Below are 17,992 nucleotides of genomic sequence, written 5' to 3' on the forward strand. Positions count from 1 at the left end.
GGAAACGGGCAAGTGGCACAATGCCGTCGGCCACCCCCTGACCCAACACAGAAAGGCCTGGTAAAAAAAGGCCAGCCTGAGTGGCTGGCCTGAAAGCTTAGCGGTGATTGTGTGCAATCACGCGGTTAGCGCATAGTAACAAACTCTTCGGAGCCGGTCGGGTGGATAGCCACGACGCTGTCGAAGTCGGCTTTGGTTGCGCCCATTTTCATTGCCACGCCGAAGCCCTGAATCATCTCGTCTACGGTGTAGCCGATACCGTGCAGGCCAACGACTTTCTCGTCAGCGCCCGCGCACACCAGTTTCATTTTGCATGGCTGGCGGTTGGTGGTCACTGCGGTGTACATCGCTGTGAAGGTCGAGGTGTACACCTTCACGTTGTCTTCGCCGTATTGCGCGATGGCTTCTGGCTCGGTCAGGCCGATAGTGCCGATTGGCGGGTGGCTGAAGACGACGGTCGGCACCAGCTTGTAATCCATCTTCGCGTCAGGCTTGTTGTTGAACAGGCGCTCAGACAGCTGGCGGCCCGCTTTCACGGCGACCGGCGTCAGTTCGATGCCGCCTTCCATGATGTCGCCGACACAGTAGATGCCGTCAACGTTGGTGCGCTGGTACTCATCAACCTTGATGTAGCCGCGTTCGTTGGTGGCGACACCGGTCGCTGCCAGGTTAATCGCATCGGTCGCCGGGTGACGGCCAATCGCCCAGATCAGCAGATCGGTGTTATGGGACTCGCCGTTTTCAAAATGCAGGGTCAGGCTGCCGTCGGCTTCCTTTACCACTTCTTTCGGTACGGAATGGGTGTGCAGCGTCGGGCCTTCTTTGTCCATCACTTCCACCAGGGTGTCGATGATCATCGGGTCAAAGCTGCGCAGCGGCGATTCTTTACGGACGAACAGGTGGGTGTCGGTGCCCAGTGCGTGCAGTACGCCGGCAATTTCAACCGCGATGTAACCGGCGCCGATCACGGCGGTACGTTTTGGCTGGGCGTCCAGCTCGAAGAAACCGTTGGAGTCGATACCGTACTCGGCACCTGGAATGTTCGGAATGGTCGGACGGCCGCCCACGGCGATCAGGATGTGATCTGCGGTGTAGTGTTCGCCGTTCACTTCGATGGTTTTGCTGTCGACGAACGTGGCGAAGCCGTTGATCACTTCAATCTGGTTTTTGCCCAGCACGTTGTCGTAGGCGGTGTGGATACGGCCGATGTAAGCTTCGCGGCTTTCTACCAGTTTGCTCCAGTCGAAGTTTTTCACGTCGACGTCAAAGCCGTAGTCTTTTGCGTACAGGTGCATGGCTTCGGCAATTTGGGCACCGTGCCACATTACTTTTTTCGGCACACAGCCGACGTTAACACAGGTACCACCGAGGGCTTTGGCTTCAACCAGTGCGACTTTGGCACCATACATTGCTGCACGGTTTGCTGAGGCAATACCGCCGCTGCCGCCGCCGATACAAATGTAATCAAAATGCTTTGCCATGACTTTCTCCGCTAGGACTTTACGATTTATTAGCTCGACAGTGTAATAAAGAAAGCAGGGAGATACGAGAGGCGGGAAGGGAGAATGTCGGGACGGAACTGGCAAGACACATGGCCGCCCGGTGACAGGCAGCCATGGAGGAAGGTATTACTCTGGGACAATCCAGTCCACTTTGTAGAAGCCGTGCGTCGGGGCAATGGCCTCCTGCAGCCACGGCAGGATCGCTTGCATCTGTGATTCCAGCTTCCACGGCGGGTTAATCACGATCATTCCGGAGGCAGTCATGCCGCGCTCGTCGGTATCCGGCTCTACTCCCAGCTCGATTTGCAGGATTTTGCGGATGCCGAGATTTTCCAGCCCTTGGAGCATCTTGTCGATGTTCTCGCGGTACACCACCGGATACCAGATCGCGTACGTACCGGTTGCCCAGCGCTTGTAGCTCTCCTGAATCGCTTTCACCACGTCCATGTACTCGTGCTTGAGCTCATAGGGTGGATCGATCAGCACCACGCCACGACGCTCTTTCGGCGGCAGGCTAGCCTTCAGGCGGGCAAACGCATCTTCTTTGTAGATACGGACCTGGCGATCGCCGCGGAATTCCTGCAGTAGCAGCGGGAAGTCGCTCGGGTGCAGCTCGGTCAGCACCATGCGGTCCTGCTCACGCAGCTGAGCGCGGGCCACTTTCGGCGAGCCCGGGTAGTAGCGCAAGGTGTCGCCGTCGTTCAGGGCTTTGATCGCGTCGATGTAGCTGGCGATGTCGGCCGGGATGTCGTCACGCTGCCAGATGCGGGCAATGCCTTGCTTGTATTCGCCGGTTTTCTCGCTGCGCTCGTCCTGCAGATCGTAACGGCCCACGCCAGAGTGGGTATCGTGGTAAACGAACGGCTTATCCTTTTGCTTCAGGGCATCCAGGATCAGGCTTTGAACAATGTGTTTCACCACATCAGCGTGGTTGCCGGCGTGGAAACTGTGGCGGTAGCTCAGCATGGCTGGGATCTCGACAGAAAAAAGTGATGAATAAGGCCCGTATTATGGCGATTTGCCAGCGAATAGCCAGTATCCGCCGCAGACTTTCACGGCTGTGATGTTAAATTCAGGTTAAAATGATAGAATTGGTCGGATGACTGACGTGACCAAGGGATTGAATTTACACGTCGGAAGACGCATCTATTACAGGACAATCGATTGAAGGAAATGCGTATGTCTAACCCATTACTTACGATGACGGATTTGCCTCCGTTTTCACTCATTAAACCTGAACATGTTAAACCGGCCGTTGAGCAGGCGATTGCCGACTGCCGGGCGGCAGTGGAAACCGTGCTGGCAAACGACGCAGCCCCGAGCTGGGACATCATTTGTGCGCCGCTGGCGGAGTCTGATGACCGTCTGAGCCGTATCTGGTCGCCAATCGGCCACCTCAATGGGGTACAGAACAGTAATGAACTGCGTGAGGCATATGAAAGCTGTCTGCCGCTGCTGTCTGACTACAGCACTTGGCTGGGCCAACACAAAGGGTTGTATGAAGCCTATAAGGCCATCAAAGCAGACGAGAGCTTTGACAGCCTGAGCCCGGCGCAGCAGAAATCAATCACCGACGCGCTGCGTGAGTTTGAACTGTCCGGTATCGGCCTGCCGGCCAAAGAGCAGCACCGTTTCGGCGAGATCAGCAAACGTCTGTCTGAGCTGGCTTCGACCTTCAGCAACAATGTGCTGGATGCCACCATGGGCTGGAGCAAGCTGATCACCGATGAGGCCGAGCTGGCCGGATTGCCGGAATCGGCACTGCAGGCTGCCCAGGCGGCTGCCCAAGCCAAAGAGCAAGACGGCTACCTGTTCACCCTCGACATTCCGTCTTACCTGCCGGTGATGACCTACTGCGAAAACCGTGCCCTGCGTCAGGAAATGTACGAGGTGTTTGTGACCCGTGCGTCTGATCGCGGCCCGAATGCCGGTAAGTGGGACAACAGCGAAATCATTGCGGAGAAGCTGAAGCTGAGCCATGAAATCGCGCGTCTGCTGGGCTTTAACACGTACAGCGAAAAATCGCTGGCGACCAAAATGGCGGAAACCACTGAGCAGGTGCTGGGCTTCCTGAACGATCTGGCGAGCCGTGCCAAGCCGCAGGGCGAGCGCGAAGTGGCAGAGCTGCGCGAGTTTGCCAAGACCGAGTTCGGGGCTGACGAGCTTGAGCCGTGGGACTTTGGTTTCTACGCAGAAAAACTGAAGCAGCACCGCTACAGCATTTCTGATGAGCAACTGCGCCCGTACTTCCCGGAGCACAAAGTGGTGTCAGGTCTGTTTGAAGTCCTTAAGCGTGTGTTCGGGATGGACGTCAAAGAGCGTGAAGGTGTGGATACCTGGCACGAGTCGGTCAAGTTTTACGACATCTTTGACAGTAAGGGTGATCTGCGCGGCAGCTTCTACCTGGATCTGTATGCCCGTGAAAACAAACGCGGCGGCGCCTGGATGGATGAATGTATTGTCCGTCGTACCCGCGCTGACGGCAGCCTGCAGCATCCGGTCGCTTACCTGACCTGTAACTTCAACAAACCGGTCGGCGGCAAGCCGGCGCTGTTTACCCACGATGAAGTGGTGACTCTGTTCCACGAAACCGGTCACGGCATCCACCACATGCTGACACAGGTTGATGTCCCGGCAGTCTCCGGCATCAACGGGGTGCCATGGGATGCGGTAGAGCTGCCAAGCCAGTTCCTGGAAAACTGGTGCTGGGAAGAAGAGGCACTGGCCTTCATTTCCGGTCACTACGAAACCGGCGAGCCGCTGCCAAAAGAAATGCTGGAAAAAATGCTGGCAGCCAAGAACTTCCAGTCGGCGATGGGCCTGCTACGTCAGTTGGAATTCGGCCTGTTCGATTTCACGCTGTACACGGAGTACGACCCGGAAATCGGCGCCAAAGTGCAGGACACCCTACACAGCATCAAATCGCGTGTGTCGGTGGTGCCGAGTCCGGAATGGGGCCGTTTCCCGCACAGCTTCAGCCATATCTTCGCCGGGGGCTACAGTGCCGGTTACTACAGCTACCTGTGGGCCGAAGTGCTGTCTGCCGATGCGTACTCGCGCTTTGAGGAGGAAGGTATTTTCAACGCCGACACCGGTGCCAGCTTCCTGGATTGCATTCTGGAGCGTGGCGGCAGTGAAGAGCCGATGGCGTTGTTCAAGCGTTTCCGTGGCCGCGAGCCGCAGATTGATGCGCTGCTGCGTCATTCCGGCATCACCGGGTAAGTACGGGTTGGCCTGGCCATGATCACTTGGCCGGGTTTACCGGGTTCTGCGGTGAAATCGCCGGGCCATAACCGCCACACCGGCAACAGCTAATAAAAAAGCACCCAAAGAGGGTGCTTTTTTTGTGTCTCTTTTTTGCCCGGAAGCAGGGGTTAGTCGCTGGCAATAATGGTCAGCGGCCAGCCCATGTCGCTCTGACGGTTGGCTTCCTGCTGCAGCTCCGTATCGGTCAGCGGGTTGGCTGCCAGCCAGTGGGCCGGCAGGGTCAGCGTCAGCTTGTTGTCCTCGGCGCTGAGTGCAAAAGGCGGCTGGTGGTCAGTATCCCGGCGATGGCACAGAATCACCGCCAGACGCAGCAGACGCAACAGACGGGTTGCCGTCGGGGCAGACACGGCATGTTGCTCCGGCAGGCTGGTCAGTTGCTCGCGGAAGCGGCGCAGCAGCTCGGCGATCAGGTGCTTCTGGGCACGGGTAAAGCCCGGTAAATCACTGTGGTGGATCAGGTACGCCGCGTGTTCGCCACTCTGCTTGAATTCAATCATGGTGCCGATTTCATGCAGCGCGGCACCGGCGTTGAGTAGGTAGTAAGCCTGCGGCTCAACCTGCCAGATCGGGTCACAGGCTGTCAGCAGCGACAGCGCGGTTTGCGCCACGTTGTCGGCATGCTCGGTATCCAGTTGGAACCGAACCTGCAGGCTGCACAGGGTCCGTTCCCGCACATCATGGTGATGACGCATCTGGCTCATCATGTCGTACACCATGCCTTCACGCAGTGCGCCGCCGGCCAGGGTCATCGACTCGATACCCAGGGACTCGAAAATGGCGATCAGGATCGACAGCCCGCTCGGGAACACCAGAGCGCGCTCCAGGGTCAGGCCCTCAATATCCAGATCTTCCAGTCGCTCGTACTGCATCGCCTGGCGCTGCAAGCGCTTGAGCTTTTGCAGGGTGATGATTTCGTCCATCCCCTGCGCCAGCATGATTTCCTGCAGAGCCTGCACGGTGCCGCTGGCCCCGACACAGGTTTCCCAGCCCAGTTCCTGGTACGGCTCGATGATCGGCGCAATGGCACCTTTCGCTGCCGCAATGGCAGCATCGAAGTTGGCGGCCGTCAGAGCACGGTCTTTGAAGTAGCGCTCCAGCCAAGTCACACAGCCGATTTTCAGGCTGGTCAGGGCGTTGTTGTCAAAGCCCTCGCCGATGATGACTTCTGTGCTGGCGCCGCCGATATCGACAACCAGGCGTTTGCCGCTGCCACCGGAGGTGTGGGCGACTCCCTGATAGATGATGCGGGCTTCTTCTTCACCGGGAATGATGTTCACCGGGTAACCTAGAATGTGTTCTGCCCTGGAAAGAAACGTGTCGGAGTTTACGGCAGTACGCAAGGCGGCAGTGCCGACAATGCGGATATTGCCGGCAGGAATATCCTGCAGGCGTTCAGCAAACAGGCTGAGGCAGTCCCACCCCCGTTGCATGGCGTCTTCACTGAGCTCGTTATTGCTGTTCAGACCCGCGGCCAGGCGGACTTTGCGCTTAATTTTTGCCAGAGTCTGCACGGTGCCGGCCACTTCCCGGACAATCCACATATGGAAGCTGTTGGATCCGAGGTCGATAGCGGCATATAGGGGAGATACTGTTCTTTCCATGGGCATATCAATCAATTACTGCTGTTTGGCAGCCGGTGCACGGCGTCGGTTACGTTGGCGCGGTTGTCCCTGACGGGATGAACTGCCGCGACGGCCGCTGTTCTGGCGAGGCTGACGCTGAATAGCCAGTGGGGCCGGCAGGTCGTCCAGCAGGGCATCTGCATTGTACTTCGACAGCGGGATCGCATGTTCGATGTACGTTTCAATCGCCGGCAGGTTAATCGCGTACTCTTCACAGGCGAAGCTGATCGAATGACCGCTGGCACCGGCACGACCGGTACGGCCGATACGGTGTACGTAATCTTCGGCATCGTCAGGCAAGTCGTAGTTAAAGACGTGCGTTACCTGTGGGATGTGCAGGCCACGTGCCGCCACATCGGTAGCAACCAGGATATCCACTTCACCTTGGGTGAATTGCTCCAGAATACGGACGCGTTTTTTCTGCGGTACATCACCGGTCAGCAGGCCGACGCGATGGTTATCCGCCGCCAGGTGTGCCCAGATATCTTCACAGCGGTGCTTAGTGTTCGCAAACACGATAGCGCGATCCGGCCATTCTTCCTCGATCAGCGTCTGCAGCAGGCGCATCTTGTCTTTATTTGACGGGTAGAACAGTTCTTCCTGGATGCGGTGACCGGTTTTCTGCTCCGGCTCAACAATCACACTTTCCGGGTTGTTCATGTGCTCGAACGCCAACTCTTTCACTCGGTATGAAAGGGTCGCGGAGAACAGCATGTTCAGACGCTCCTGCGGCACCGGCATGCGGCGGAACAGGAAACGGATATCTTTGATAAAGCCCAGATCGAACATACGGTCCGCTTCATCCAGCACCACAGCCTGGATAGAACGCAGATCGATCACGCGCTGCTTGTAAAAGTCGATGATACGACCACAAGTACCGATCAGGATATCGACACCTTCTTCCAGGATTTTCTGCTGCTTCTCGTAAGCTTCACCCCCGTAGGCCAGACCAGCGGTCAGCCCGGTGCTTTCGATTAACGGCTTGGCATCATTGTAAATTTGGATGGCCAGCTCGCGTGTAGGTGCCATAATGATGGCACGGGGGTGGTTCTGTTTGCGGTCCTCTTTTGCTGGTGTCAGCAATAGGTGGTTAAAAGTCGCAGTCAGGAAAGCCAGGGTTTTCCCTGTGCCTGTTTGAGCCTGACCAGCAATGTCACGGCCGGAGAGCACTACCGGCAATGCCAGCGCCTGGATAGGCGTACAATGATGAAAGCCTTTGGCCTCCAATCCTTGTAATACCCGAGGTTCTAACCCCAGGTCGGCAAATTTTTGCTCTGTGATGTGAGTCGTCTTCATTCGTATAGAATATCAGCTTAGGGTTGCAATACGAAACGGATTCCATTCAAATAGAGCACCGATTTGCTGGTTAAAATCAAATCAGCTAAGAAAATCAACCATTGGAGTGGAAGATGAGCGACAAGATTGTGCAGCTGACAGACGCGAGTTTCGAAAGCGATGTGATTAAGGCTGCTGGCCCGGTACTAGTCGATTTTTGGGCTGAATGGTGTGGTCCTTGTAAAATGATTGCCCCAATCCTTGATGAAATCGCCGACGAGTACGAAGGTAAGCTGACGATTGGTAAACTAAACATCGACCAGAATGCAGCCACCCCGCCAAAGTTTGGTATCCGTGGTATCCCGACACTGCTGCTGTTCAAAGACGGTAGCGTTGCGGCCACTAAAGTGGGTGCACTTTCTAAGAGCCAGCTGAAAGAGTTCCTGGACGCGAACCTGTAAGCCGCTCTTATCTCGAACCATGCACAACAATTTCTCAGTTGTGCATGGTTTGGCAACCGTCTATGCTAGACGGATGAGGTCTTTAGTGCTAACTTATTGCACGTTAATTTTAATATCGTTCATTCCTTGACCAGCCTCATTGGTCGACTTTATCTCATTAACATAGAACCCCAATTTTGACTGACAAGAAACCCACCACTATGAATCTTACTGAATTGAAGAACCAACCTATTTCCCAGTTGGTTGCGCTTGGCGAAAGCTTAGGACTGGAAAATCTGGCGCGTTTGAGAAAACAGGACATCATCTTCGCGATTCTCAAACAGCACGCAAAAAGTGGTGAGGACATTTTTGGCGATGGTGTTCTAGAAATTCTTCAAGATGGCTTCGGCTTCCTCCGCTCTGCAGACAGTTCTTACCTCGCCGGCCCAGACGACATTTACGTTTCTCCAAGTCAAATCCGCCGTTTCAACCTTCGCACTGGTGACACCATTTCAGGCAAAATCCGTCCGCCGAAAGACGGTGAGCGTTACTTTGCCCTGCTGAAGGTAAACGAAGTTAACTACGACAAGCCGGACAACGCCCGTAACAAGATCCTGTTTGAAAACCTGACGCCGCTGCACGCGAACGAGCGCATGCGTATGGAGCGTGGTAACGGTTCTACTGAAGATATCACGGCCCGTGTACTGGATCTGGCTTCGCCAATCGGTAAAGGTCAGCGTGGCCTGATCGTGGCACCGCCGAAAGCCGGTAAAACCATGCTGCTGCAGAACATTGCTCAGAGCATTGCGTACAACCACCCAGAGTGTGAGTTGATGGTGCTGCTGATCGACGAACGTCCGGAAGAAGTGACCGAGATGCAGCGTCTGGTGAAAGGCGAAGTAGTTGCCTCGACGTTTGATGAGCCAGCGTCTCGTCACGTTCAGGTTGCTGAGATGGTGATCGAGAAGGCCAAGCGTCTGGTTGAGCACAAAAAAGACGTGGTGATCCTGCTGGATTCCATTACTCGTCTGGCGCGTGCTTACAACACCGTGATCCCATCATCCGGTAAAGTACTGACTGGTGGTGTGGATGCTAACGCCCTGCACCGTCCGAAGCGTTTCTTCGGTGCGGCCCGTAACGTGGAAGAGGGCGGCAGCCTGACTATCATCGCGACGGCACTGGTTGATACCGGTTCGAAGATGGACGAAGTGATTTACGAAGAATTCAAAGGTACAGGTAACATGGAACTGCACCTGTCTCGTAAGATTGCAGAGAAGCGTGTCTTCCCGGCGATTGACTTCAACCGTTCAGGTACCCGTCGTGAAGAGCTGCTGGCGAAGCCGGACGAGCTACAGAAGATGTGGATCCTGCGTAAGATTGTTCACCCGATGAGTGAAACCGACAGCATGGAATTCCTGATTGATAAGCTGTCGATGACCAAGACGAACGACGAGTTCTTTGACGCTATGCGTCGCCAGTAATTCGCGGCTCGAGTCACAGTTTGAGAAACGCCACCCTGTGTGGCGTTTTTTATTACCTTGAGTTTACGGCATAATGTTTTTGAGCATTGTTCAATTGTAGGCTTCAGGCTGGTTTCCAGCTTGGAAACTCCATATACTGTGCGTGTTATCAATATCTAGCTCGTTCGCCAGGAAGGCGGAGGGTTTTTACAATGTTTCCTGAACACCAAGGAGGTGGCATGCGACTAGGACGGTGCATGTTGATAGGATTACTGGCCGCAGTGATGGCAACCACTGCTGCCGCGCAGGAAGTGACGGAGCAGGAAGTTCGTCAGGTTCTTGATTCCCCGCAGGTTCAGCATCAGGTCTCGGTGCTGGCCAAGCTTTATGACGCCAGTGATTTTACAACGCTGGAGTCTCAACTACAGGCATTCTCCGGGCTGGAGCAGGAAGCGGTGCGTACCGGGCTGGTGACGTATGCCGTCGAATCCGGTGCTCTCGATCAGGCCAAGGCCGACTGGCTTCAGCGCCAGGCGGAGCGGACGCCTGCCTACCAGGTGGTGGAGCAGGGTGACGGCTATCTGGTGACCCAGAGTGCGTTCCATTATGGCGCCAAGGCGAAAAGTCTGGTGCGCAAGTGGCAGCACATTCAGCTGGCCGCGGCCATGGTGAAGCAGGCTGAAGCCGGTGAACTGGTCCTGTCTGAATGGATGGCCGGCGAGTTGGCGTCGCAGACCGTACGCCGCGATATTTTCCTGGAACAACTTCCCAATCTGTCAGCGCAGGCTGTCGCCAAACTGGCCGCGCAGTTTACCAGTGACAGTAAGCTGTTGTGGCTGCCGGATAATGCGGTGATCGCCGCGCTGGCGGCGGCTTCCCGTGATAACAGTGTCTACCACCTGCTGTGGCGCCGCCGCAGCGATCAGTTTAGCCTGGCGGAGCTGAATCGCCTGGCGGAGCTGGCTCCGGCCACACACGCAATAGAGCAGCTTAAGGCTGCCACCATCAATCCGTCACTCAAGCGTCAGGCTTACCGAGCGCTGATTACACAGCACCCCATTCCGGTGTCCGCCCGCGACTTTCTGGCTGCCAAGCTGGATGAAGTGGAAGACGGCGAGCTGGTGGCGATCGAACTCGCCCGCATGGGGTATCTGGACTGGCTGCGCCAGCTGGCCGAAGTCAGCCGCAGCAAAGTGATGCAGAATAACTTCCGGGCGGCGATGGCGCAGCAGCCCTGATTGCGTCAATGACTTGAATTATCGCTGATTTGGCGTTAACAACTCGTTATAATGAGTGAAAATGATTTGCGGTACCCGGCGGCTGGCGACAGTGCCGGGTACCTTTCTATTTTCAATCTTGGGTAACAGTTAACTGATGAAATTCAAGGATCTGCGCGAGTTTATTGCTTACCTGGAGCAAGTAGGCCAGTTAAAGCGTATCAAGCAGCCCGTCGACCCGGATCAGGAAATCACAGAAATCTGTGATCGCACCCTGCGTGCCGGAGGCCCGGCTCTCTTGTTTGAAAACCCGATCGGCTATGACATTCCGGTGCTGGCTAACCTGTTTGGTACACCGGAGCGGGTCGCAATGGGTATGGGGCGTCAGGATGTGCACGAGCTGCGAGAAGTCGGCAAGCTGCTGGCATACCTGAAAGAGCCTGAGCCGCCGCGTGGTTTCCGCGATGCGATCGACAAGCTGCCGGTGTTCAGACAGGTACTGAACATGCCAGCCAAGCGGCTGCGTAAAGCGCCGTGTCAGGATATCGTGTGGCAGGGAGAGCAGGTTGACCTGGATAAAATTCCGGTCATGAGCTGCTGGCCGGGCGATGTCGCGCCGCTGCTCACTTGGGGCCTGACCATTACCCGCGGCCCGAACAAAAAACGCCAGAATCTCGGCATCTACCGTCAGCAAAAGCTGGGCAAGAACAAGGTCATTATGCGCTGGCTGGCGCACCGAGGCGGTGCGTTGGATCTGCGTGACTGGATGGAAACCCATCCGGGGCAGCCATTCCCGGTGTCGGTTGCGTTCGGGGCAGACCCGGCAACCATTCTGGGCGCGGTCACGCCAGTTCCCGACACGCTGTCTGAGTATGCGTTTGCCGGCTTGCTGCGTGGCAGCAAGACCGAAGTCGTGAAAAGTATCAGTAACGATCTGGAAGTGCCAGCCAGTGCGGAAATCGTGCTGGAAGGCTACATTGATCCGAACGAGTTCGCGGACGAAGGCCCGTACGGTGACCACACCGGTTACTACAATGAGGTTGAACGCCACCATGTGTTCACCGTCACGCACGTGACCATGCGACAGGACCCTATCTATCACAGCACCTACACCGGCCGCCCGCCGGATGAACCGGCTGTGCTGGGGGTCGCGCTCAATGAAGTCTTTGTTCCTATCCTTAAGAAGCAGTTCCCGGAAATTGAAGATTTCTACCTGCCGCCGGAAGGGTGTTCTTACCGGATGGCCGTGGTAACCATGAAGAAACAGTATCCTGGTCATGCCAAACGCGTCATGATGGGGGTCTGGTCGTTCCTGCGCCAGTTTATGTACACCAAGTTCGTGATTGTCTGTGACGATGACGTCAATGCCCGCGACTGGAACAGCGTGATCCGGGCCATGACGACCCGAATGGAACCGCTGCGTGATACGGTGATGATTGATAATACGCCGATTGACTCGCTGGACTTTGCTTCGCCAGTGGTCGGGCTGGGGTCGAAAATGGGGCTGGATGCCACGGTGAAGTGGGATGCAGAAGTGGCCACGCAACCGACTGCGGCCTGCACCCTGACACCACAGTTTGATGGTGATACGCTGGTCCGGGCGGTGCGGGAGCAGTTCCCGGAAATCGTAGACTGCTATCTGCCGCCGGAAGCCGACGCAGGCGGAATGGCGATTGTGACCATGCAGAAAACCGAGCCCGGCCAGGCGCGCCGCGTGATGGCGGGGATCTGGTCACTGCTGGACGCGCAGGCCAATACCAAGTTCATTATTGTCTGCGATGACGATGTGAATGCGCGCGACTGGAATGATGTGATTTGGGCGGTGACCACCCGAATGGATCCGAGCCGGGATACCTGGCTGGTTGAGAAGTCGCCAGCAGCAGAGGGAGCAGGCTCTCGCATGGGATTGGACGCCACCAACAAGCTGGAGGGGGAAACCGACCGCGAGTGGGGCACCCCGATTACCAAGAATACGGCGGTAGTTGCCCGGGTTGATGCCATCTGGGATGCGCTCGGTATTCTGAACTAACGTTATACGACGACCCGGCCAGAGAGGCCGGGAATGAGAGAAATCATGTACCAAGTACGCCTGTTGCCTCATGAGATGACCTTTACGGCCGAACACGGCCAGACCGTTCTCGAGGCAGCGCTCAACGCAGGTATTGCTTTCCCCAATCGCTGCCAGGTCGGCGCATGTGCCATGTGTATGTGCCGTAAACTGGCCGGTGAGATTCGTTACCAGCTCGAACCGATGCTCACAGAGAAAGAGCAGGCAGAGGGCTGGATTTTTGCCTGTCAGGCGATGGCGGAAAGCGACTTGGTGCTCGATCTGGATTAGAGGAAGAAAATGTCCATCAAATGTGAAGTAAAGTCAGTGGAATCACTGGCCTGTTATACCTACCGTATCTTGTTGCGCCCGGCGCAGCCTGTGGCTTTCAAGGCGGGTCAGTACCTGCTTGCAGTGATGGGCGAGAAGGACAAGCGTCCGTTTTCTATCGCTAACAGTCCATGCCGTGAAAACGAATTGGAACTGCACATCGGTGCGGCCGAGCACAACCCTTACGCGTTGGAAGTCGTGGAGCACATGAAAGCGGCATTGGCCTCTGGTGACAGCATTGAGATCGAAGCGCCACACGGCGAAGCTTGGTTGCGTGAAGACAGCGAGAAGCCACTGTTGCTGATCGCCGGGGGAACCGGTTTCTCATACGTGCGCAGTATTCTGGAGCGCCTGCTGAGCCGTGGTACCAAACAACCGATCTTTCTGTACTGGGGCGGCCGTGATGAGTGCCAGCTGTATGCCGATGCCGAGTTGCAGGCACTGGCGGGGCAGCACGCGAACCTGACCTATGTACCGGTTGTGGAAACGGCACCGGCAGGCTGGAGCGGCAAAGTGGGCAACGTGCTGGAAGCCGTGAGCACCGATTTTGTCAGCCTGGCAGCCTATGACATCTACATTTGTGGACGTTTTGAAATGGCCGGCGCAGCCCGTGAGCTGTTCACGGCCGAAAGAGGCGCGGAGCGCGAGCGGATGTTTGCTGATGCGTACTCTTTTATCTAAGTGCGCCACTTCTGAGCGGAACGAAAAACGGGGCTGAGTGCCCCGTTTTTTGTGGTTGTCGGTCAGGCTCGGGCCCGCTCAACTTGGCGTTTGACCCAAGTCTCATTGAACCACAGTGACGCCATAATAATGATGCCGCCAATGATCAGGCGCGGGTAATCGACGTCGCGGTTCCAGATCACGATGTTGACGATCAGACCCGCCGGTACCAGAGCATTGTTCATGATCGCCAGCGCCCCGGCGTTGACCAGTGTCGCGCCTTTGTTCCAGATGAAATAGCCCAGACCGGAAGCGATGGTGCCCAGATACAGCAGGATGCCCCACTGGGTGCTCGTGGTCGGCAGTTTCTCGGTATTGCCAAACAGCAGGAACATTGGCAGCGCGACACAGACCGCCCCCAGGTAGAACAAACCAAAGACGGTATGCTGCGGCAGATCGGCACGTTCTTGCTCCATGATCCGCTTGTAACCAATCTGGCCGATGGCAAAACAGAGGTTGGCCCCCTGGACAATCAGGAAGCCGAGCACAAAGTCTTCGTTAATCCCTTCAAACTTGATCACTGCGGCACCCAGCACCGCAATGGCCGCTGTCAGCAGGTACCAGGCCGAAAAACGGCGGTGCAGCAGATCGTAGATCAGGGTGACGTAGATTGGGGTAAAAATGGTAAACAGCAGTACCTCAGGAACGCTGAGATACAGGAAGGACTGGTAGTAGAAGCAGTACATCAGGCCCAGCTGAAAGGCACCGACGACCATCAGCTTGATGGCCAGCGCCCGGTGCAGGTGGCGGGTACGCAAAAACGGCAGAAACACCAGAGCAGCCAGTACCACCCGGGTCAGTACCGAGAACCAGGCATCCACCTGGCCCGCCAGGTATACCCCGATCAGGCTGAACGAAAACGCCCAGAGCAGGGTGACAGCAGAAAGATATCCCATAATAAAAGTGTTGAGGTCCAGAATTAAGAGAGCGCCAGTGTAGCGAAAAATCGCCAGGGGAAATACAGGCAGCGGGTAGGGATAAAGCAGGTCAGAGCTTTCACAAACAAAACGGCCCGGTGATCGCACCGGGCCGGAAACACGTACTTCTGACTGAGCTTATTTGAGCGGAATCATCAGCATATCCACCGGAGAACGGTTGATCAGCTGCTTAGCTGAGCTGAGGATTTTGCTCCAGAAGTCCTGATGGTGACCGCAGACGACCAGTTCGATGTGCAGGTCATCGATGGCGTGGCAGATTTCATCACTTAGATCGCCGCTGCCGACCAGAGTATGAGCGACCGGGTAGTTGGCTTTTGCGGCCAGCGCCTGAAGCTGTTTCTGGGCATCGTCAGCCATGCGGTGCTGGGCTTCTGACAGGTTGATATCAATCAGGCCGGTGTACAGCTCGGCGTAGTTAACGTCAATGTGAATGAGTGACAGTTTTGCCTCCAGAGCTTCGGCCAGTTTGGCGGCCTTAGTGACAAGAACGGCACTGTCTTCAGATAAGTCAATGGCTACCAGAATATGTTTGTAAGCCATAGCATGCACTCCTTAACCTTGGGGTTTTATCTCATGCTAGCACTGCCCGCGGGGAAAAAATATTACCCGGATCGCAACTTGGCAAAGTGTTAAAATTGTTTCATATTGAGTGGCGAGTTTGTTGAATTTCATGTACTTTTTGAAACGCAACGTCGGATTTTACGTCGTAATGTCCATAATCGTCGCTAATCGCCTGTTGAGTTGCATTCTCAGTGTTGCATTGTGACAATGGGAGACAAGCGATTTCATACCAGTTGACGAGATTGGTATACACTAGAATAGAAGGAGTAACGCGATGTTAGCTCAAGCGATGGTTGAAAAACTCAACGAGCAGATTAATCTGGAGTTCTTTTCTTCCAACCTGTACCTGCAAATGAGTGCATGGTGCGAAGATAAAGGCTTTGAGGGTGCCGCAGAGTTTCTGCGTGCTCATGCTCGAGAAGAAATGGAGCACATGCAGCGTCTGTTTACGTATGTCAGCGAAACAGGCTCAATGCCTATCCTGGGGGCAATTGATGCGCCAAATCACGAGTACTCATCGTTAGGAGATGTGTTCCGTCAGACTTACGAGCACGAGCGCTATATCACAGAACAAATCAACAAGCTTGCTCATGTTGCGTTTACTACCCAGGACTATTCAACTTTTAACTTCTTGCAGTGGTATGTTGCAGAACAGCACGAAGAAGAAAAACTGTTCAAAGGTGTCCTGGATAAGATTGAACTGGTCGGCGAAGACGGCAAGGCACTGTTCTTTATTGATAAAGATCTGTCCGCAATGGCCAAAGCTGAATCGGCTTCGATCATGGATACACAGGCTGGCTAACAGGCCGGGGGCGCGCCTTTATTGTGCGCCCCAACCACAGGTCAGCCGCTGAGTCACATTGTTCGGGGGTTGTTATGATCAGTGGTGATGCACTTATTCTCGCTCTTTTTCTGGTCGCGGTCGTCAATGTTTCCCGGTACATCAGTACCTTGCGCACCCTGTTGGCGGTGATGCGCGAGTGCGACCCACTTCTCTATCAGCAGGTTGACGGGCGGGGCTTTTTCTCCTCGCAGGGCAACGTGTCCAAGCAAATCAGGCTGTTTCACTATATTCGCAGTCACCAATACCAGAACCACCACGACCCCATTTTTATGGAAAAGTGCGTTAAGGTCCGGAAACTGTTCATTCTGGCCAGTACCTACCTGATGCTGTTTTTCATCTCCATTTTTGTCGTGGCGTTTATGGGACTCTAGTTTTCTGGTGATAATCCTCTCACTTATGCCGTTAGAAGCTGTTTTATGTTGCTAACTCAAAGGGTTGGCGGTAGTTTGTCGCCCTTTAATCAGTAATGCGAAACAGGATTCATGAACCGAGTATATGCGTGGTGGCATGCCCTCGAGCGGGGAAGCAGCCAAGACTGGATGACCAATGTTGGCCTCTTACTGTTACTGAGTGCTTGCCTCTGGGCGGCATGGCTGCTGGTGACCCGCCATTTATTACGGGCTGCCGGAAAAACCCGGCTGGTGTGGGATGATGCGCTGATCCATGCCGTGCGCCGACCGGTGAGCTGGCTGATTTGGCTCTGGCCGGCAGCATTTTCCCTCGGGGTCATGATTGATAACCTGACCGACTACCCGACCGCTTTTCTCTCGGTGGTGCGGCATCTGATGCTGGTCTGGACCTTCATCTGGGTGCTGCTGCGCCTGATCACCAATGCGGAAGATGCCATCAGTGCCAACGCCAAAGATGCCACGACCATCAATGCGATCTCGAAAATTCTACGTCTGACGGTGCTGGTGGTGGGTGGCCTGGTCATGATGCAGAACCTGGGCCTGAGCTTGTCTGGGGTGCTGACTTTTGGCGGAGTGGGCGGTCTGATTGTCGGGATGGCAGCCAAGGATCTGCTGGCCAACTTTTTCGGCGCCATCATGATTTACTTCGATCAGCCGTTTAAACTGGGCGACTGGATCCGTAGCCCGGACCGCCAGATTGAAGGCACGGTCGAAAAAATCGGCTTTCGCATGACGGTGATCCGGACTTTCGACCAGCGCCCGCTGTACGTGCCGAATGCCGTTTTCAGCTCCATTGTGGTGGAAAACCCTTCCCGTATGCTCAACCGCCGGATTAAACAGAAGATCAGCCTGCGCTACCGGGATGTCGATCGCATTCAGTCGGTGGTGGACAGTATCAAAGCCATGTTGGTGGCGCACCCGGATATCGAAACCACGCATCGCACCCTGATTGTGAATCTGGATCACTACGGCGCCTCCTCGCTGGATATTCTGATTTACACTTTTACCAAAACGACAAACTGGGTGGCGTATCAGGAAATTCAGCAGGATGTCATGCTTAAGGTGGCGGCGATTGTGCAGCAGCATGGTGCTGAATTTGCCTTCCCGACCTCGACGCTTCACCTGGCCCAATCACCGGAGCGCCGGCTGGAAAGTGTCAGGATGGAGCAGGCAGCGGGATAATCCATTGCTATTCCCCCTGCCAGACAGGTAAAATTTGCGCTCCTGGTGGGGGGAGCCTGCCAGTTGCCATTACAGGGATGCCGGCCATCAGGCTGCGGCGTCCCTTTTTTATGGTGTAAGGCAGGCTGCGGGCAAGCAGCCACAGGTAGCGTAACGAATAAGCGACAGCGGTGAAGT

16 protein-coding genes are annotated in these 17,992 nt (G+C 55.5%); 10 read left to right on the forward strand and 6 right to left on the reverse strand.

Going from position 1 to position 17,992, the window contains the following annotated elements:
- Window positions 1-125 precede the first annotated feature (125 nt).
- Entirely contained in the window at window positions 126-1,481 is a 1,356-nt protein-coding gene (gene gorA / locus FH974_RS00295; RefSeq protein WP_047887306.1) for a glutathione-disulfide reductase, read from the reverse strand.
- A 147-nt stretch (window positions 1,482-1,628) separates the two neighbouring features.
- Complete coding sequence (locus FH974_RS00300; protein ID WP_047887305.1) at window positions 1,629-2,468, reverse strand: 23S rRNA (adenine(2030)-N(6))-methyltransferase RlmJ; 840 nt, start codon at window positions 2,466-2,468, stop codon at window positions 1,629-1,631.
- A gap of 213 nt (window positions 2,469-2,681) precedes the next feature.
- On the opposite strand from FH974_RS00300, the gene prlC reads away from it, so the two are divergent.
- A complete protein-coding gene (gene prlC / locus FH974_RS00305; RefSeq protein ID WP_047887304.1) occupies window positions 2,682-4,724 on the forward strand; it encodes an oligopeptidase A in 2,043 nt (680 codons plus the stop codon).
- 152 nt (window positions 4,725-4,876) lie between these two features.
- On the opposite strand, the gene gppA is transcribed toward prlC, so the two are convergent.
- The gene (gene gppA / locus FH974_RS00310) at window positions 4,877-6,370 is read right to left on the reverse strand and encodes a guanosine-5'-triphosphate,3'-diphosphate diphosphatase (RefSeq protein WP_047887303.1); all 1,494 of its coding nucleotides are present in this window, start codon (window positions 6,368-6,370) and stop codon (window positions 4,877-4,879) included.
- Between the two features lie 15 nt (window positions 6,371-6,385).
- On the reverse strand, window positions 6,386-7,687 hold the full coding sequence (rhlB, locus tag FH974_RS00315; protein ID WP_047887302.1) for an ATP-dependent RNA helicase RhlB: 1,302 nt from the start codon (window positions 7,685-7,687) through the stop codon (window positions 6,386-6,388).
- Window positions 7,688-7,800: 113 nt separating this feature from the next.
- On the opposite strand from rhlB, the gene trxA reads away from it, so the two are divergent.
- The 6 genes from trxA to fre all read left to right on the forward strand — a co-directional run bounded on the left by trxA (window position 7,801) and on the right by fre (window position 13,841).
- Window positions 7,801-8,127 carry a thioredoxin TrxA gene (gene trxA, locus FH974_RS00320; RefSeq protein ID WP_047887301.1) on the forward strand — a complete coding sequence of 109 codons (327 nt, stop codon included), beginning with the start codon at window positions 7,801-7,803 and terminating at the stop codon, window positions 8,125-8,127.
- Window positions 8,128-8,327: 200 nt separating this feature from the next.
- On the forward strand, window positions 8,328-9,587 hold the full coding sequence (gene rho, locus FH974_RS00325) for a transcription termination factor Rho (RefSeq protein ID WP_047887300.1): 1,260 nt from the start codon (window positions 8,328-8,330) through the stop codon (window positions 9,585-9,587).
- Window positions 9,588-9,823: 236 nt separating this feature from the next.
- A complete protein-coding gene (locus FH974_RS00330; RefSeq protein ID WP_047887299.1) occupies window positions 9,824-10,804 on the forward strand; it encodes a hypothetical protein in 981 nt (326 codons plus the stop codon).
- Window positions 10,805-10,940: 136 nt separating this feature from the next.
- Entirely contained in the window at window positions 10,941-12,812 is a 1,872-nt protein-coding gene (ubiD, locus tag FH974_RS00335) for a 4-hydroxy-3-polyprenylbenzoate decarboxylase (protein WP_047887298.1), read from the forward strand.
- A 42-nt stretch (window positions 12,813-12,854) separates the two neighbouring features.
- Window positions 12,855-13,121, forward strand: a complete 267-nt coding sequence (locus FH974_RS00340; RefSeq protein WP_207103666.1) for a 2Fe-2S iron-sulfur cluster-binding protein — start codon at window positions 12,855-12,857, stop codon at window positions 13,119-13,121.
- Window positions 13,122-13,130: 9 nt separating this feature from the next.
- A complete protein-coding gene (fre, locus tag FH974_RS00345; protein WP_047887296.1) occupies window positions 13,131-13,841 on the forward strand; it encodes an NAD(P)H-flavin reductase in 711 nt (236 codons plus the stop codon).
- 62 nt (window positions 13,842-13,903) lie between these two features.
- Here the strand turns inward: fre and FH974_RS00350 are convergent, their stop codons facing one another.
- Both FH974_RS00350 and FH974_RS00355 read right to left on the reverse strand, forming a co-directional pair.
- Window positions 13,904-14,776, reverse strand: a complete 873-nt coding sequence (locus FH974_RS00350; RefSeq protein ID WP_047887334.1) for a carboxylate/amino acid/amine transporter — start codon at window positions 14,774-14,776, stop codon at window positions 13,904-13,906.
- A gap of 159 nt (window positions 14,777-14,935) precedes the next feature.
- On the reverse strand, window positions 14,936-15,358 hold the full coding sequence (locus FH974_RS00355) for a universal stress protein (protein ID WP_047887295.1): 423 nt from the start codon (window positions 15,356-15,358) through the stop codon (window positions 14,936-14,938).
- Window positions 15,359-15,653: 295 nt separating this feature from the next.
- Here FH974_RS00355 and ftnA point away from each other — a divergent pair, with 295 nt between their 5' ends.
- The 3 genes from ftnA (at window position 15,654) to FH974_RS00370 (ending at window position 17,815) form a co-directional block, all read left to right on the forward strand.
- Entirely contained in the window at window positions 15,654-16,181 is a 528-nt protein-coding gene (gene ftnA / locus FH974_RS00360; RefSeq protein WP_047887294.1) for a non-heme ferritin, read from the forward strand.
- A 74-nt stretch (window positions 16,182-16,255) separates the two neighbouring features.
- Window positions 16,256-16,594, forward strand: coding sequence for a universal stress protein UspB (gene uspB / locus FH974_RS00365; protein ID WP_047887293.1), 339 nt, complete (start codon window positions 16,256-16,258; stop codon window positions 16,592-16,594).
- Window positions 16,595-16,705: 111 nt separating this feature from the next.
- The gene (locus tag FH974_RS00370) at window positions 16,706-17,815 is read left to right on the forward strand and encodes a mechanosensitive ion channel family protein (RefSeq protein ID WP_047887292.1); all 1,110 of its coding nucleotides are present in this window, start codon (window positions 16,706-16,708) and stop codon (window positions 17,813-17,815) included.
- Window positions 17,816-17,992: the final 177 nt, after the last annotated feature.

Origin of the sequence: Photobacterium ganghwense, from assembly GCF_017329545.1 — a bacterium.
GTDB classification, from domain to species: Bacteria; Pseudomonadota; Gammaproteobacteria; order Enterobacterales; family Vibrionaceae; genus Photobacterium; species Photobacterium ganghwense.

Excerpts from the sequence above, each read along its gene's own strand:
- gorA (WP_047887306.1), bottom strand. The coding sequence starts at position 1,481 with ATGGCAAAGCATTTTGATTACATTTGTATCGGCGGCGGCAGCGGCGGT.
- FH974_RS00300 (WP_047887305.1), bottom strand. The coding sequence starts at position 2,468 with ATGCTGAGCTACCGCCACAGTTTCCACGCCGGCAACCACGCTGATGTG.
- prlC (WP_047887304.1), top strand. The coding sequence starts at position 2,682 with ATGTCTAACCCATTACTTACGATGACGGATTTGCCTCCGTTTTCACTC.
- gppA (WP_047887303.1), bottom strand. The coding sequence starts at position 6,370 with ATGGAAAGAACAGTATCTCCCCTATATGCCGCTATCGACCTCGGATCC.
- rhlB (WP_047887302.1), bottom strand. The coding sequence starts at position 7,687 with ATGAAGACGACTCACATCACAGAGCAAAAATTTGCCGACCTGGGGTTA.
- trxA (WP_047887301.1), top strand. The coding sequence starts at position 7,801 with ATGAGCGACAAGATTGTGCAGCTGACAGACGCGAGTTTCGAAAGCGAT.
- rho (WP_047887300.1), top strand. The coding sequence starts at position 8,328 with ATGAATCTTACTGAATTGAAGAACCAACCTATTTCCCAGTTGGTTGCG.
- FH974_RS00330 (WP_047887299.1), top strand. The coding sequence starts at position 9,824 with ATGTTGATAGGATTACTGGCCGCAGTGATGGCAACCACTGCTGCCGCG.
- ubiD (WP_047887298.1), top strand. The coding sequence starts at position 10,941 with ATGAAATTCAAGGATCTGCGCGAGTTTATTGCTTACCTGGAGCAAGTA.
- fre (WP_047887296.1), top strand. The coding sequence starts at position 13,131 with ATGTCCATCAAATGTGAAGTAAAGTCAGTGGAATCACTGGCCTGTTAT.
- FH974_RS00350 (WP_047887334.1), bottom strand. The coding sequence starts at position 14,776 with ATGGGATATCTTTCTGCTGTCACCCTGCTCTGGGCGTTTTCGTTCAGC.
- FH974_RS00355 (WP_047887295.1), bottom strand. The coding sequence starts at position 15,358 with ATGGCTTACAAACATATTCTGGTAGCCATTGACTTATCTGAAGACAGT.
- ftnA (WP_047887294.1), top strand. The coding sequence starts at position 15,654 with ATGTTAGCTCAAGCGATGGTTGAAAAACTCAACGAGCAGATTAATCTG.
- uspB (WP_047887293.1), top strand. The coding sequence starts at position 16,256 with ATGATCAGTGGTGATGCACTTATTCTCGCTCTTTTTCTGGTCGCGGTC.
- FH974_RS00370 (WP_047887292.1), top strand. The coding sequence starts at position 16,706 with ATGAACCGAGTATATGCGTGGTGGCATGCCCTCGAGCGGGGAAGCAGC.